Origin of the sequence: Massilia sp. ZL223 (assembly GCF_018119395.1) — a bacterium.
Taxonomy (GTDB): Bacteria; Pseudomonadota; Gammaproteobacteria; order Burkholderiales; family Burkholderiaceae_D; genus Telluria.
The window spans coordinates 1-14,049 of record NZ_JAGPWD010000036.1 but is presented as its reverse complement, the minus strand read 5'-3'; the positions used below and the strand labels follow the sequence as shown (position 1 = coordinate 14,049).

12 protein-coding genes are annotated in these 14,049 nt (G+C 65.5%); 2 read left to right on the top strand and 10 right to left on the bottom strand.

Annotated elements, in window-relative coordinates; all coding sequences use genetic code 11:
• Positions 1-186: 186 nt before the first annotated feature.
• Positions 187-861, top strand: coding sequence for a hypothetical protein (locus tag KBW95_RS19370; RefSeq protein WP_211529103.1), 675 nt, complete (start codon positions 187-189; stop codon positions 859-861).
• Positions 862-1,468: 607 nt separating this feature from the next.
• Here the strand turns inward: KBW95_RS19370 and KBW95_RS19365 are convergent.
• From KBW95_RS19365 to KBW95_RS19325, 9 genes are all read right to left on the bottom strand, one after another.
• Entirely contained in the window at positions 1,469-2,968 is a 1,500-nt protein-coding gene (locus KBW95_RS19365; protein ID WP_211524051.1) for a tripartite tricarboxylate transporter permease, read from the bottom strand.
• A gap of 12 nt (positions 2,969-2,980) precedes the next feature.
• Positions 2,981-3,442, bottom strand: a complete 462-nt coding sequence (locus KBW95_RS19360) for a tripartite tricarboxylate transporter TctB family protein (RefSeq protein ID WP_211529102.1) — start codon at positions 3,440-3,442, stop codon at positions 2,981-2,983.
• Between the two features lie 175 nt (positions 3,443-3,617).
• The gene (locus KBW95_RS19355) at positions 3,618-4,598 is read right to left on the bottom strand and encodes a tripartite tricarboxylate transporter substrate binding protein (protein ID WP_211529101.1); all 981 of its coding nucleotides are present in this window, start codon (positions 4,596-4,598) and stop codon (positions 3,618-3,620) included.
• 193 nt (positions 4,599-4,791) lie between these two features.
• Complete coding sequence (locus KBW95_RS19350; protein ID WP_211529100.1) at positions 4,792-6,861, bottom strand: 4-oxalomesaconate tautomerase; 2,070 nt, start codon at positions 6,859-6,861, stop codon at positions 4,792-4,794.
• Between the two features lie 14 nt (positions 6,862-6,875).
• Positions 6,876-7,871 carry a porin gene (locus KBW95_RS19345; RefSeq protein ID WP_211523968.1) on the bottom strand — a complete coding sequence of 332 codons (996 nt, stop codon included), beginning with the start codon at positions 7,869-7,871 and terminating at the stop codon, positions 6,876-6,878.
• A 140-nt stretch (positions 7,872-8,011) separates the two neighbouring features.
• A complete protein-coding gene (pcaB, locus tag KBW95_RS19340; protein ID WP_211529099.1) occupies positions 8,012-9,376 on the bottom strand; it encodes a 3-carboxy-cis,cis-muconate cycloisomerase in 1,365 nt (454 codons plus the stop codon).
• A gap of 19 nt (positions 9,377-9,395) precedes the next feature.
• Positions 9,396-10,244 carry a CoA ester lyase gene (locus tag KBW95_RS19335; RefSeq protein WP_211529098.1) on the bottom strand — a complete coding sequence of 283 codons (849 nt, stop codon included), beginning with the start codon at positions 10,242-10,244 and terminating at the stop codon, positions 9,396-9,398.
• The gene (locus tag KBW95_RS19330) at positions 10,241-11,422 is read right to left on the bottom strand and encodes a CaiB/BaiF CoA-transferase family protein (RefSeq protein ID WP_211529097.1); all 1,182 of its coding nucleotides are present in this window, start codon (positions 11,420-11,422) and stop codon (positions 10,241-10,243) included. Before KBW95_RS19330 ends, KBW95_RS19335 begins: the two co-directional genes overlap by 4 nt.
• Positions 11,419-12,282, bottom strand: a complete 864-nt coding sequence (locus tag KBW95_RS19325; RefSeq protein ID WP_211529096.1) for a MaoC family dehydratase N-terminal domain-containing protein — start codon at positions 12,280-12,282, stop codon at positions 11,419-11,421. Before KBW95_RS19325 ends, KBW95_RS19330 begins: the two co-directional genes overlap by 4 nt.
• A 94-nt stretch (positions 12,283-12,376) precedes the next feature.
• Between KBW95_RS19325 and KBW95_RS19320 the strand changes: the two genes are divergently transcribed.
• On the top strand, positions 12,377-13,294 hold the full coding sequence (locus tag KBW95_RS19320; RefSeq protein WP_211529095.1) for a LysR family transcriptional regulator: 918 nt from the start codon (positions 12,377-12,379) through the stop codon (positions 13,292-13,294).
• Between the two features lie 58 nt (positions 13,295-13,352).
• Here the strand turns inward: KBW95_RS19320 and KBW95_RS19315 are convergent.
• Positions 13,353-14,049, bottom strand: a 697-nt coding sequence (locus KBW95_RS19315; protein WP_211529094.1) for a CapA family protein, incomplete at its 5' end; no start/stop codon positions are given.

The window sequence follows — 14,049 nt, the reverse complement described above, 5'->3', positions numbered from 1 at the left end:
GATACTTGCAAGTAAGAAAAGGCACGTTAGACTCGTTCCACATTTTCTCCACGGCGCTGGTACCGCGGTCACTGGATGACCCGGCCATGTGGCGCCCAAGATTTCCCGGGAGCATGAGATGATAGTAAGAAAAAGCGCGAGAGAACTGAAGTCATCGAGGCGCGCGAGCCTCTGCCGAGTGTCGAAGTGCAGTCGGACAGCCTTGAACAGCACGGCCTGTATCTCGGCATGATTGTGGAAGAAGCGCTTTCGCGTTATGCCGGACAACATCCGTCAGCCGTGGCGACGGTGTATCTGTCCGGCATGATGAGCCTGAATTTCATCAACGAACCCGGCTGGTCGGAGTTCCTCGTTGTTGCAGGTGACAAGGCCGCCCTGCGGGCGCTCGGCGACGCGTTCTCGCGACTGCGAAACGTCAGATCGAGATATAGCGATTACATTCGCCCCGGCGCCGGCAGCGCGACATATCACATCGAGGCAGGCAGGCTCTGGCAGGCGGAGGATGTGCTCACTTGGTATTCGAATGCCGGCAAGGGAACTGGTGCTGGAGAAGATCTTCCTCCGGCACCCGAAAGTCAAAGTGGTGTGGAAGAGTTCACTGCCGGAGAAGAATTGGAAGCGGACAATGAAGCCGATGGCGAACACGAACCGGGTAACGGTGTGGCTGCCCAGCTGGCACCAAGGCGGTCGGGCCGGCTCAATGCCGCCCGCTCCGATGCCAGTGTGGCAACAATCCGCGGAAAAATCGAGGAACTGTTCGGACTGCCAGTCGGGTCGGTGGCGCTGTGCGGACCGGACGGCCGGGCCCTGCGGGGCGATGCATTGATCAGGACACTCCGGCGCAGGTGGGAAGAGAACTGAGCCCGGGAAGCTATTTGGCGGACGGCATGGGGGCAGCAGCATGCTCGCATGGCATTAGGGAGTTCGCTATTCGTAAAAGCCAAAACGGCCTGCAAAGCCGTCGTCAAGTCGTTGTCGGCCGCAGCGTGTCTTCAGCGGCGACTAGCGGCCTTGAGAACGCTATCTACGGGTAGAATGTAGTCTTGGGAAGTAAGGCGATGACGCGTGCAGGATCGTCCATCATTGCCCTGCTTCGACCGACACATGTAAGGGAATCAGAACGGGTAAGCGCTAAAGTGGTATTGGGCGAACGCTAGTGCCTATGCAGGCGTTGGGCCGCAATAGGAATTCCACCGCCTCCGCCAAGTTACAAAGAAAGAAGCGACCGCAAGGTCGCTTTTTTCTTTTCCGCGGCCGAACAGGCGAGTAGAGCGCCTGCGCGCTCTACGGGTGGGAGTCGAAGCTGCGCGCGTATTCGCGCGCAGGCGGCCTGGAGGATGGAGGCGAATCCCACCGCCTCCGCCAAGTTATAAAGAGAAAAGCGACCTTGCGGTCGCTTTTCTCTTTTCTGCGGCACATCAGCCCGGTAGAGCGCCTGCGTACTCCACCGGTGTCGCCCTGGTCTGGTTTATTCGACAAAAGCCTCTTCGCGCTTCTTACGCATGGCGGGCAGCATCACCATCACGAGTGCTACCAAGGACGCGGCGAGCATCGTGGCGCTGATCGGGCTGCTCAGGAACACCATCGGATCGCTGCGCGAGAGCAGGAGGGCGCGGCGCAGGTATTCTTCCATCATCGGTCCGATAATGAAGCCAAGCATCAGCGGCGCCGGCTCGCATTCCAGCTTCGCGCAGAGATAGCCGAACAGTCCGAACAAAGCCATCAGGTAAATATCGAAATCGCTATTGTTCAGGCTGAATACGCCGATTGCGCAGAACAGCAGGATGGCCGGATACAGCATGTGGTAAGGCACCATGATCATGCGTACCCAGAGGCCGATCATCGGCAGGTTCAGCACGATCAGGAAGAAGTTCCCGATCCACATCGAGGCGATCATCCCCCAGAACAGGGCCGGCTGCTCGGTGATCACGCCGGGGCCGGGCTGGATACCCTGGATGATCATTGCGCCGATCATCAGCGCCATCACGGGGTTCGACGGAATTCCCAGGGTCAGCATCGGGATGAACGAGGTCTGGGCGCCGGCATTGTTGGCCGCTTCGGGCGCTGCAACGCCTTCGATCGCGCCATGCCCGAATTCCTTTCTGTTCGGGGAGAGTTTCTTTTCGATCGAATAGGAGGCGAACGACGAGAGCATCGCGCCGCCGCCGGGAAGGATGCCGAGCAGGGCGCCGAGGCCGGTGCCGCGCAGGACCGGGGCGACGATGCGCCGCAAATCGGCCCTGGTCGGGAACAGGCCTTCCACCTTCTTGATCGTCATCGTGCGGGTTGCCTCGTGCTCCAGGTTGCGCACGATCTCGCCCAGCCCGAACATCCCCATCGCCACGATGACGAAATTGATGCCGTCCGCCAGCGGTGGCAGGTCGAAGGTATAGCGCGTGGCGCCGGAGTTGACATCGGTACCGATCAGTCCGAAGATCAGGCCGACCACGACCATGCCCAAGGCCTTGATCAGCGAGCCGTGTGCGAGCACGACGGACGCTACCAGGCCGAGCGTCATCAGGGAAAAATACTCGGCAGGGCCGAACGCGAGCGCGAGCTGGGCCAGCGGCGGCGCGAACCACGCCAGCAGGAAGGTGGCGACGGTGCCGGCAAAAAAGGAGGCGATCGCCGCCGTGGCCAGCGCGCGCCCCGCCTGGCCCTTGCGCGCCATTTTGTAACCGTCCAGCGCAGTCACCACCGACGAGGCCTCGCCGGGAAGATTGACCAGGATGGCGGTAGTCGATCCGCCGTACTGCGCACCGTAGTAGATACCGGACAGCATGATCAGCGCCGATACGGGCGGCAGGCCGAAGGTGATCGGCAGGAGCATGGCGATCGTGGCGGTCGGGCCGAGGCCCGGCAACACGCCGACGGCAGTCCCGACGAACACGCCGAGCAAGCAGTAGAACAGGTTGGCGAGCGTGAAGGCGGTATCGAAACCCAGGCCCAGATTGGCAAGCATCTCCATCATGGCCTCCCGTCAGGCGCCGAGCCAGGGGCCCACGACGGGCAATGGCAAGCCGAGCGCCTTCACGAACAGCAGGACGCAGAAGACGGTCGCGCCTATCGCCAGTCCAAGGGACGGCAGCCAGCGGAACTTGACGCTGCCGCAGGCACTGACGAGGATCAGCACGGGAATGGCGACCACCAGTCCGGCGCCGCGCACCAGGAACCCAAACAGCAGGACCGCGCCGAGGATCAAGACCATGTCCTTCCAGGCGAACCGTTCGAGCGGTTCGCCAGCTGTCGTGAGCGAACCGATCAATGTGATCATGCCGATGGCGCCCAGCACCCAGCCCAGCATGGTCGGGAAAAACCCCGGCCCCATCTGCCCCGCGGTGCCCATGGGGTATTCACGAGCAATGAGCACGGTGGCGAGGCTGATGGCGAGGAACATGATCCCCGACCAGAAATCCTTCGGACTGCGTATAGTGGATCGCATGGCGATGTCTCCTGCTTGATGTTGACGAGAGTGGGCGAGACGCGGCCTCACCCGCCGCCGATGGCGGCCGGTGGGACGTTTGCTGGCAAGGAAAGGGAGGATGCAGGCGGCAGCCGCGGTTCCGTCGCAGACGCCTGGCCGGGCGCCTGCACCGCGTCGCCTCTGCTGCTGGACCCTAGCGCGCGGCTTTCAGGTTCGAGGTTTTGGTCACCTCGCGCCACAACGCGAGTTCGCTGCCCAGCATCGAGCCGAACTGGGCCGGTGTTCCGCTGAAGGATGAGGCGCCTTCGCTGGCCAGGCGGGTTTTCATCGACTCCGAGGCGCTCAGCTCGTTGATCGCCTTGTTCAGCTTGGCCACGACCGGTGCGGGCGTGTTCGCCGGCGCCAGGACGCCCCACCAGGTGGTGATGTTGTAGTTGGGGACCCCGGTTTCCGCAATCGTCGGCGTGTTCGGGAACAGCGGCGAGCGCTCGCCGCCCGTCACCGCGAGCAAGTCCAGGGCGCCTGTCTTGACGTGCTGGGCGATGGCGGGGATCGTGGTGAAGAAGATCTGGGTGCGGCCCGCCAGCAGGTCCGCCGTCGCCGGCCCGCTTCCCTTGTAGGCAACGTGGGTCATGTTGGCCCCGGTCCGCTGCTTGAACAGTTCTCCCGCAAGATGCAGCACGGTGCCGGGACCGGAGGACGCGAAGTTGATTCCTTCCGGTTTTTTTTTGGATGCCGAGATCAGCTGCGGGACCGTTTTTGCACCCACATTCTTGTTCGATACCAGGATCAGCGGCGCGCGTCCGATCATGGCCACGGGCGCGTAGTCCTTGACGACATCGTAGGAGGGCGTGCTCTCGGTCGCCGCATGGGTGACGAACGACGAGCTGACGAAGAGCAGGGTGTAGCCGTCCGGATCCGACTTGGCCACCATCTTGGAGCCGATCGCGCCACCGCCGCCGCCGCGGTTATCGACCACCACAGGCTGGCCCAGCTTCTCGGACATCCCTTTGGCCAGGGCGCGGGCGACGTTGTCGGTGCCGCCGCCGGCGGCGTAGGGAACCACCAGGGTGATGGCCCGGGTCGGATAATCCTGCGCCATGGCGGCCAAGGGCAGCGACAGCAGTGCGGCTGCGGCGGTGGCGAACAGATGCGGGAAGGTCGTAAATTTCATTGCAGTCTCCTAGTTGTATTCAACACGTTGGACAATTTCCTGTCGAGTCCTATCGACGTGCTGCCTGTCGCAGGACGACACTGTGGCGCTTTCACAAATACAGTCTCGCGCGCCGCGATTGATTTGTATATTGCAAATTTTCTTGTTATTGATGCGGGATGCGCATTAGCGGCGGCGCATGCAGGCATGCCGATCAGTCGCCAGATGCCAGCCCGCGCGTGTTCTTGGCTGCACGGACGACAGCCCGCCATTTCTCGAGCTCGGATTGCACCAGGCTGCGTAGTTCCGCAGGCGTGCTGGTTTTCACCTCCGCACCATCCTGTTCGATACGGCCGATGACCACGGGATCGGCCAGGACCTTCCGCAGCAGCTCGTTGAGCCTGTCGACCACCGGAGAGGGGGTTCCTGCGGGAGCGAACAGCGCATACCACTGGGTGACATCGACGCCGTCGACCCCGGTTTCCGCCAATGTCGGGACCTCCGGCAGGACAGGAGTGCGCCTGGGTCCGGCAACGGCCAGCGCACGCAGCTTGCCGTTCTTGATCAGGCGCGCCGCCGTAAACAGGCTGGGGAACATGAAGTGCGCCTGTCCCGCCATCGTCGCGTCGACCGCGTGGGCAGCGCCATCGTAAGGCCGGTGCTGCATGTCCGTCCCTGCATTCAGCGCGAACATGGCGCCGGCGAAGTGCGGCGCCGTACCGATGCCGGCCGAGGCATAGCGATACTTGCCCGGCTCACTCCTGAGCCGCGTCACCAGGCCGCCGACACTGCTGATGTCAAGGTCCGGGCAGGCCACCAGCAAGGTCGGCGAATAGCCCACCAGGCTGATCGGCTCGAAATCGGCCACCGGGTCGTAGCGCAGTCTTTGCAGCGCCGGGTTCATGGCATGCGTGGCGATATAGCCGAACATGAGCGTGTGGCCGTCCGGCGCACTGCCGGCGACGTACTCGGCGGCGATCGTCCCGTTGGCGCCGGCCCGGTTGTCGACGATGACAGGCTGTCCCAGCAGCTCGCCGAGTCTTTGCGCGATGGTCCGGGCGATCGTATCGTTGCCGCCGCCCGCAACGGTAGGCACGATGATCCTGACCGGCCTGGAAGGGAAGAGGGGGACTGCGGACACCGCGACGGACGGATTCGCTACATGTTCCCGTTCTTCGGCAGGCTGCGCGCTCATGGCTTCGACCGCCTTGGACAGAACATAGTCCGGGATATGCAGTTCGCCCTGCAGGATCTTGCGGGCGGTCCGCAGCAGCGACGCGCGTTTGACCTGCGCCGACGCCCCGGTTCCTTCCACGTCCACCTCGATATCGATGCGGCCGGCAGGATGGAGCACAGAGACCTTGCCGACGCCCGCGGCGGACTCGCTGCGGCTGGCCACGGTCCCGGACAGTGCGAATGCGCTCGCCACCCCGATGGCGCCGGTGACGGCATGCGAGGCGTGGCAGCGCCGCGGCGTGAAATAGCGCGACGTGATGCTTTCGGCGCTGTCGCCCGCGCTGACCAGGACCGGCTTCGGTACGACGCTGTTCGACACGTCCCCCAGGCCCATCATGTCGCCCGCAGCCCTGCGCAGCGCCTCGAGCCGCTCGAGCAGGCCCTGGTTCGAATCGAGTTCGGCCGGGCTCTCGCTGCCATGCAGGCCGAGGTCGCCGGCGCGGACGATCATCAGGGGCATCGCGGCGTCAATGCAGGTGACCTCGACGCCATCGATGGTGTCGATCCGCCGGCCGGTCGGGAACACGCTTCCCGTGACGGCGCCCCAGGCATCGAGGAAGTTCAGGTGGATGGGCGCCGCGGTTCCGGCGACGCCATCGATCCGTGCGTCGCCGTCGTAGGTGATCCGGCGTCCCGGCGTCTGCACGGTGACTTCGATGCGCGAACCGGTATTCACGTTGAAGATGCGCGCGGTGGTCGTGCCGTCGGCGGCTTCGATCAGGCCCTGCTCGAGCGCGAACGGGAGCACGCCCGACAGCATATTGCCGCAGTTCGGGCGCGTGTCGACGGAGCGCTGGCCGACCCCGACCTGGGCGAACAGGTAGTCGAGATCGCAGTCCGGCCGGGTCGAGCGCGACACGATCGCCACCTTGCTGTTGAGGGTGCTGCCGCCGCCCACGCCGTCGAGCTGCAGCGGGTCGGACGCGCCGATGGCGCCGATCAGGACCTGGTCGCGTGTCTCGTCGTCGTCGGGCAGCCACTCGCGCAGGAAGAAAGGGCCGCGCGAGGTGCCGGCGCGCATCAGTACGCAGGGAAGAGTTTTGCTCATGATGATGACTGCCGTCAGAAGTTGTGGCGCACGCCGAGATTGAAGGCCTTGTCGCCGCTGCCGCTGTCGGTGGCGTTGCCGACCTTGAACGCGGCGCCGTTGCGGTTGTTGATCACCGCGTATGCGGCATAGAGGTCGGTCCGCTTCGACAGGTACACGTGGTAGGCGATACCCCACTGGGACGCATCCCTGCCGGCGGCCGTCTTGTCGTCGTGGCGGACGTGGGAGAACAGCAGCTTGTTGGCGCCGAAGGGCACCGCCACGCCTGCCAGCATGTCCTTGCTGTCCGCCGGGCCCGGCCCCTTGTTGACCGCATACGAGGCGTAGACGGTCACCGGCTTGAACTTGTAATTCCCGGATAGCAGCGTATTTCGCGTGGTATCGGTCGCGGTGGCGTTGTTGACGCGGTGGTGGGCCAGCTGGATGGTCAAGGGACCGCCGGCGTAGCCGACCGAGCCCCCCATCTGGCGGCTCCTGCTGCTGTCGCCGGCCACTTCGCCGGCCGCGTAGGCAAGATCGACCCGGACCCCGGCAAATGCCGGGCTCACGTACTCGACCATGTTGTTGGCGCGGGTATTGGTGACGAACAGGTTCCCCGAACGCCCGGCCAGGCTGACCGCGCCGAACGGGTCGCCGATATCGCGCAGGGTCTTGTAGTACGGCGTGTACTGGCGCCCGAGCGTGACGGCGCCGAACTTGCCGCTCAGGCCCACGAAGGCCTGGCGCCCGAACAGCGCGCCGCCCTGGCCGGATGCGCCGGTATCGATATTGAAGCCGCTTTCGAGCTGGAATACCGCCGCCAGGCCGCCGCCCAGGTCTTCCTTGCCTTTGAAACCGAGGCGCGAGCCCGACGCGACACCGCTGCTGATGTTGGTGACAGGACCCGCCTCGCCGCCGCTTTCGCGCACCAGGCCGGCGTCGACGATACCGTAGATGCTGACATTGGTCTGGGCCATCGCGCCTGTCGAGAACAAGGCCAGCAATGCCAGCCCGAGTTTGGATATGTTCATGGATGTCTCCTTTCGGTGTTTTGGATATGCAGCGCCGCACGGCGTACGGACGTGTCGGGTCCTTGCGTACGTCGCACAGCGAAAAACCATGGCTGGGTGCGTGCCCCGGGCGCTTTGGCACCCCAGGGCCGCAAGCCCGCTTATTGCGGGTCGGCGCGTCCGGCGCGGCTGCGCAGGACCCGGTCCACCATTTCCCCCGACAGGCCGAGGTAGTTGGCCGGATCGCACAAGGAGGCCAGTGCGGTCCGGTCCAGGTGCCGGGAGATTTCCGCGTTCTCGGCCAGCAGGTCGAGCAGCGGGCGGTTCTCCCTGATCGCGATGCGGCAGATGTCGTACACGAGATCGTGGGCGTATTCGCGGCCGATGTAGGGGCCGAGCCCCATCATGACGGCCTCGGACACCACCAGGCCATTGGTGAGGTCGAGATTGGCGCGCATCCGGGCCGGATCCACCTCCAGTCCTTCCAGCACGAAGCGCGACTGGGCCAGCGCGCCCGCCGTGAGACAGAAGATTTCCGGCAGGACGATCCATTCGATTTCCCATGGACCGGTCGAACGTTCGTGATCCGCCACATTGGCGTCGAGCAGGGCGGCGGCATGCTGGCGTACCACGCTGATGCAGGCGTGGATATAGCAGGACGAGATCGGATTGCGCTTCTGCGGCATCGTGCTGCTCGAGCCGCGGCCGTGTGCGAACGGTTCGTAGACCTCGCCGACTTCGGTCTGCATCATCAGCTTGACATCCATCGACAGCTTGCCCAGGGTGGCGCTGACCAGGCCGAGGAAGCAGCCCACCTCGGCGATGTTGTCGCGGATCGTGTGCCAGGCGATGTCGGGCTGGCCCAGGCCGAGCTCCCGCATCAATCCTGCCTGGATGTCGAGTCCGCCTTCGGCCAGGGAGGCGAGGGTGCCGGAAGCGCCGGCGAATTCCCCCACCAGCACCCGTGGGCGCAGCTGCGCCAGGCGCTCGCGATGGCGCTCGATGGCGCTCAGCAGGCCGGCCATCTTGTAGCCGAAGGTGATCGGCACCGCCTGCTGAAGGTTGCTGCGCCCGATCATCGGGGTATCGCGATGGCGCGCGGCCAGGTCGGCCATCGCGGCCGAGATGGCGGCCAGTTCGCTGTCCACCAGATCGAGCGCCTCGCGGATCTGCAGCACGGTGGCGGTGTCGGTGATGTCCTGGGTCGTGGCGCCCCAGTGGCAGTATTCACCCAGCTTGTCGCGGCACAGCGCGTTGATTTGCGATACGACGCCCAGGACGGGATAGCCGATGCGCTGGGTTTGCTCGGCAAGTTTTGCCATATCGATTTTCTCGAGTACGCAGTTGCGCACGATCTCCTCGGCGGCTTCCGCCGGGATGATGCCCAGGCGGCCCTGGACCCGGGCCAGCGCGGCTTCGATGTCCAGGTATTTACGGGTGCGGTTCTCGTCCGACCAGATCTGGCGCATCGCTGCGGTGCTGAAGATGTTGCCGAAAATGGCCGAGTCGATGATGGTAGCGGGCATGGGAGTCTCCTGGATTCGTCTAGCAAGCGGGATGGGCCGGGGATGCCGGCGGCTGGTTCAGAATGGCGCGGGCCCTGAGCAGGACCGGCTGGTCGACCATTTTTCCGTCGACCTGGACGGCGCCGGAGGCGGACTGCGCCGCCGCCAGCACCCGCGCCGCCCATTCGCGCTGCGCCTCGGTGGGCGCCAGCATCGCGTGGACGGTGGCGACCTGGCGCGGATGGATGCACATCTTGGCGCCGAAGCCGCATGCGCGCGCCAGGTCGAAGTCGCTGCGCAGCGCGGCGTCGTCGTCGAGTGCGGCCGTGATGCCGGCCACCGGCGGCGCCAGCCCGGCGACCCGCGAAGCCAGGGCGATGCGGCTGGCCGGATACAGCAGGCCGCGCGGATCGTCCGTCAGGCCGAGGTCGAGGGCATAGTCGAGGGTGCCGAAGGCCAGCCGTTCCACGGCCGGCGCCGCGGCGACGGTGTCCACCGCGTGCAGCCCGCTGGCGGTTTCGATCAGCGCGATCACGCCCGTGCCTGGAACCAGGGCGGCGGACAGGCGCTCGAGCTGCCGGCGCGATTCGGCCTTGGGCAGCATGACCGCGCAGGAATCGAGGGTGCGCACCAATGCCAGGTCGGCCTCGAACCATGGGCTGGCATCGTCATTGATGCGCACCACCAGCTGCGCTCGGTTTCCGCGCGCCACGGCGCACCAGGCGGCGAGGGCCGCGCGGGCCGCGTCCTTCTGGTCCGGGGCGACCGCGTCCTCGAGGTCGATGATGACGGCGTCGGCGCCGGCATCGAAGGCTTTCGCGAAGCGGTCGGGGCGGTTGCCCGGAACGAAGAGATAGCTGCGCGCGCTGTGCGGGGCGTCCGGGTTCATATTGCCTGCTCCGTGCGCAGCTGCGCGATCCGCGGCGCGCCGTAGCCGAGTTCGGCCAGGATCGCATCGGTGTGCTGCCCCAGCGCCGGCACGGCATCCATGCGCGGCTTCTGCTGTTCCCAGGAACCGGGAGGCAGCAGGGCCGGAATGTTGCCGACCGGCGACGCGACTTCGGCCCAGCGGCCGCGCGCGGCCAGCTGCGGATGGGTCCACACCTCGCTCATCGTGTTGACGTTGGCGTTGGCGATCTGCGCCTCGTCCAGGCGGGCGACCACCTCGGCCGCCGTCAGCGGCGCGAAGGCGGCGACGATCAGCGCACGCAACTCCGCGCGGGCGGCGCTGCGTTTCGAATTGCTGGCAAAGCGTGGATCGGCGGCCAGTTCCGGCTTCAGCAAGACCTTGCTGCAGAAGAGCGCCCATTCGCGCTCGTTCTGCAGGCCCAGCATGACCGTCTTGCCGTCGCCTGCCGGGAAGGGGCCGTACGGATAGATCGTCGCGTGGCTGGCGCCGGTGCGCGGCGGCGGCGCGGCGCCGTCGAAGGCGTAGTAGAGCGGATAGCTGGTCCATTCGACGAGCGACTCGAGCATCGAGATGTCGATGTGCTGGCCGCGCCCGGTTCTCCCGCGCTGCAGCAGGGCGGCCAGGATATTCGTGTACGCATACATCCCGGCCGAGATGTCCGCGATGGACGGTCCCGCCTTGGCCGGTTCGTCGGGACTGCCGGTCACCGAGACGAATCCGGCCTCGCTCTGGATCAGCAGGTCGTAGGCCTTCTTGTCGCGGTAGGGACCGTCGCTGCCGTAACCGGAGATGTCGCATACGATCAGTCCGGGCTTGGCCTCGGACAGCGCGGCATACGACAGGCCCAGGCGGGCTGCGGCGCCCGGCGCCAGGTTCTGCACCACGATGTCGGCCTGTTCCATGATCAGCCTTTGCAGGATGAGCTGCGCCTCCGGATGCTTGACATCGAGGGTCAGGCTTTCCTTGGAGCGGTTGGTCCAGACGAAGTGCGAGGCCATGCCGCGCACCCGTTCGTCGTAGCCGCGGGCGAAGTCGCCCACGCCGGGACGTTCGATCTTGATCACGCGTGCGCCGAGATCGGCCAGCTGGCGCGTCGCGAACGGGGCGGCGATCGCATGTTCGAGCGTGACGACGGTGATGCCCTCGAGCGGTCTCATCGCGCGCTCCCGGCCGGGGACCGCAAGGTGGCGCGGGCATCCATCGTCAGCCAGCCCTGGTGATCGCGGGCCCACAGGTGGATGCCGCCGTCGGCCAGCCGGCGCCCGCAGACGTAGAAGTGGTGGATGTCGAACACCGGCCGCAGCGCGCGGAACGCGAAGCTGGCCACGACCGCGTCGGGGAGGTGCTCGCGCAGCAGGTCGAGCAGCAGGGTGGCCACCAGGGGGCCGTGCACGATCAGGCCCGGATAGCCTTCGACTTCGGTCACGTAGCGGCGGTCGTAGTGGATACGGTGGCCGTTGAAGGTCAGGGCGGAGTAGCGGAACAGGAGGACGTCGTCGGGGACCACCAGGCGCTCCCACTGGGCCTCGGCGGGGGCGGCCGTGGGCGCCGGCTCTGCCGCATCCGGCTGCGCCAGGTCGCGGTAGACGATGTCGTGGAATTCGGTCAGTGCCGCGTCGGTGTCGCTCCGGCGGCGCACTTCGTGCTTGACCTTGACGAACACCAGCTTCCCGGTACGGCCTTCCTTTTCGGTCACGTTGTCGATGGTCGAGGTCCGGACGACTTCTTCGCCGATGTGCAGCGGCGCATGGAAGCTGAACTGGCTTCCCGCCCACATGCGGCGCGGCAGCGCCACCGGCGGCAGGAAGCTCCCGCGCTTGGCGTGCCCATCCGCGCCGACCTCGGACTGGCGATACAGGGGAAGGAAATACAGCCAGTGCCATAGGGGCGGCAGGGCAGTGCCCGGCAGCGGCCGCTCGGCGGGCCGGTCCAGGGTCGCGGACAGCGCCGCGTAAGGCGTGGCGGTCAAGGTATCGGTCACGGTCTCGCTCCTGCCGATCCACTCTTTCAGGTTCATCGTCGTCTCCCCGCTATTCCGTTCTTGCAATACCTATAGTTTCGCGCTAGGGTATTGATTTGTATATTGCAAATTTTCTTGGGATTGATGCGTCATGAACATGAATTTCGACCTGGCCGATTTACGTGCGTTCGTCGCGGTGGCGGAACTGAACAGCTTCCGGGCCGCCGCCGAATCCATCCATTTATCGCAGCCGGCACTCAGCCGCAGGATCGAAAAACTCGAGGCGGCGCTCGGCGTGCGCTTGTTCGAACGCACGACCCGTACCGTGAACCTGACCGCCGTCGGACGGGATTTTTCGCACAAGGCGCGCAGCCTGCTCGACGATCTCGAAAATTCGCTGCTGAGCATGCAGGCAATCGCGGCGTCGCAACTGGGCGAAGTGGTGATCGCCTGTATACCGTCGGCCGTGTATTACTTCCTGCCAAAGGTGCTGCAAACCTTCCATGAGCAGTATCCGCGTATTCGGGTTCGCATCGTGGACGACAGCGCCAATGGTGTACTGGAAAGCGTGGCGCGGGGGGAGGCCGACTTCGGGATCAATATCGTCGGTACGCAGGAACCGGAGATTGCCTTCCAGGTGATCCTTAAGGAACCATTCGTCGTGGCCTGTCATCGCGCGCATCCGCTGGCTGGACGGCAGCAAGTGACATGGGCGGAACTCGCGCAGTACGACTTCATGACAGTCGACAAAAGCAGCGGGAACCGGCTGCTTGTCGACCTCGCGCTTGCCAACTCGAACGTGCGTCCAAGCTGGTGTTTCGAGGCGAAACACGTCTCGACGCTGCTTGGACTGGTGGAGGCGGGACTCGGCATTGCGGTCGTACCGCGCTTGTCGATGCCCCAGGGCGAGCATGCGACCCTGGCGCAGGTGGCCCTGGTCGAGCCCACGATCGACCGCAATGTGGGCTTGATTCGCCGTCACGGCCGGGAGCTTTCTCCATCGGCGCGTAAGCTGTATGAGCTGATTGAATCGACATGGCCGCTCGCCGGCGGCCAGCCGGAAAGCTAGGCAGCTGCGCGCAATCCTGCTCCTGGTCCAGCGGCCCATCAGGTCACCAAGGACCTGCTCACCAATGTAGGAGCAGATCGTGCTCGGCCGGCTCGGTCACGCGCGTGCCGAACTGGCGTCCTTCGCGGTTCAGCGCCGTCATCAGCCACCAGACATCCGATGCGGGCGCGGAGTTCACCTGCAGGTGGCGGATTTGGGCGGGCGTCATGACAAGGCGGACGAGCCTGCCGGCGTGAAAGGTCGGAAAATACATCAGCGCCAGGTCGCTGCGGAATTGTTCATAACCGGTGATCCCTTCGTAATCGTTGAGGAAATCGCCGCAGCCGTAAAGTATGGGTTTGCCGCGGTAGACCTCGATGCCTTTCACATGATGCGAGGAATGGCCGTGCACCACGTCGACCGCTGCCGCTTCGATGAGGCCGTGCGCGAATGCCTGCTGTTGCGCCGGTATGTCGAAGCCCCAGTTGCCACCCCAATGGAGGGATACCACGACCAGGTCGCCAGCCTGCTTTGCCGCGCGCACCCGGTGTGCGACGGTCTCGAGCTGGCATGCCGACAGCCCGGGCAGGAAATTGACGCCAGGCCGGCCCGGACCAGCGCGCCATTCCGGCGGCACACCGCTGTCTTCCGTGGCCCAGGCGAATACCAGCACCCGGCCTTTTCCAGGGACATGCAGTACCGGCGGCGCCGCCCCCCGGGGGGGGGGGCGGCCGGGGCCGGGGGGGGGGGGGGCGCCGCCGGGGGGGGGCGGGGCC

What these genes read in the sequence shown, in the direction of transcription:
- KBW95_RS19325 (WP_211529096.1), bottom strand. Translation starts at nt 12,282, where the DNA reads ATGAACCTGAAAGAGTGGATCGGCAGGAGCGAGACCGTGACCGATACC.
- KBW95_RS19355 (WP_211529101.1), bottom strand. Translation starts at nt 4,598, where the DNA reads ATGAAATTTACGACCTTCCCGCATCTGTTCGCCACCGCCGCAGCCGCA.
- KBW95_RS19350 (WP_211529100.1), bottom strand. Translation starts at nt 6,861, where the DNA reads ATGAGCAAAACTCTTCCCTGCGTACTGATGCGCGCCGGCACCTCGCGC.
- KBW95_RS19330 (WP_211529097.1), bottom strand. Translation starts at nt 11,422, where the DNA reads ATGAGACCGCTCGAGGGCATCACCGTCGTCACGCTCGAACATGCGATC.
- KBW95_RS19320 (WP_211529095.1), top strand. Translation starts at nt 12,377, where the DNA reads ATGAACATGAATTTCGACCTGGCCGATTTACGTGCGTTCGTCGCGGTG.
- KBW95_RS19365 (WP_211524051.1), bottom strand. Translation starts at nt 2,968, where the DNA reads ATGGAGATGCTTGCCAATCTGGGCCTGGGTTTCGATACCGCCTTCACG.
- KBW95_RS19335 (WP_211529098.1), bottom strand. Translation starts at nt 10,244, where the DNA reads ATGAACCCGGACGCCCCGCACAGCGCGCGCAGCTATCTCTTCGTTCCG.
- KBW95_RS19360 (WP_211529102.1), bottom strand. Translation starts at nt 3,442, where the DNA reads ATGCGATCCACTATACGCAGTCCGAAGGATTTCTGGTCGGGGATCATG.
- pcaB (WP_211529099.1), bottom strand. Translation starts at nt 9,376, where the DNA reads ATGCCCGCTACCATCATCGACTCGGCCATTTTCGGCAACATCTTCAGC.
- KBW95_RS19345 (WP_211523968.1), bottom strand. Translation starts at nt 7,871, where the DNA reads ATGAACATATCCAAACTCGGGCTGGCATTGCTGGCCTTGTTCTCGACA.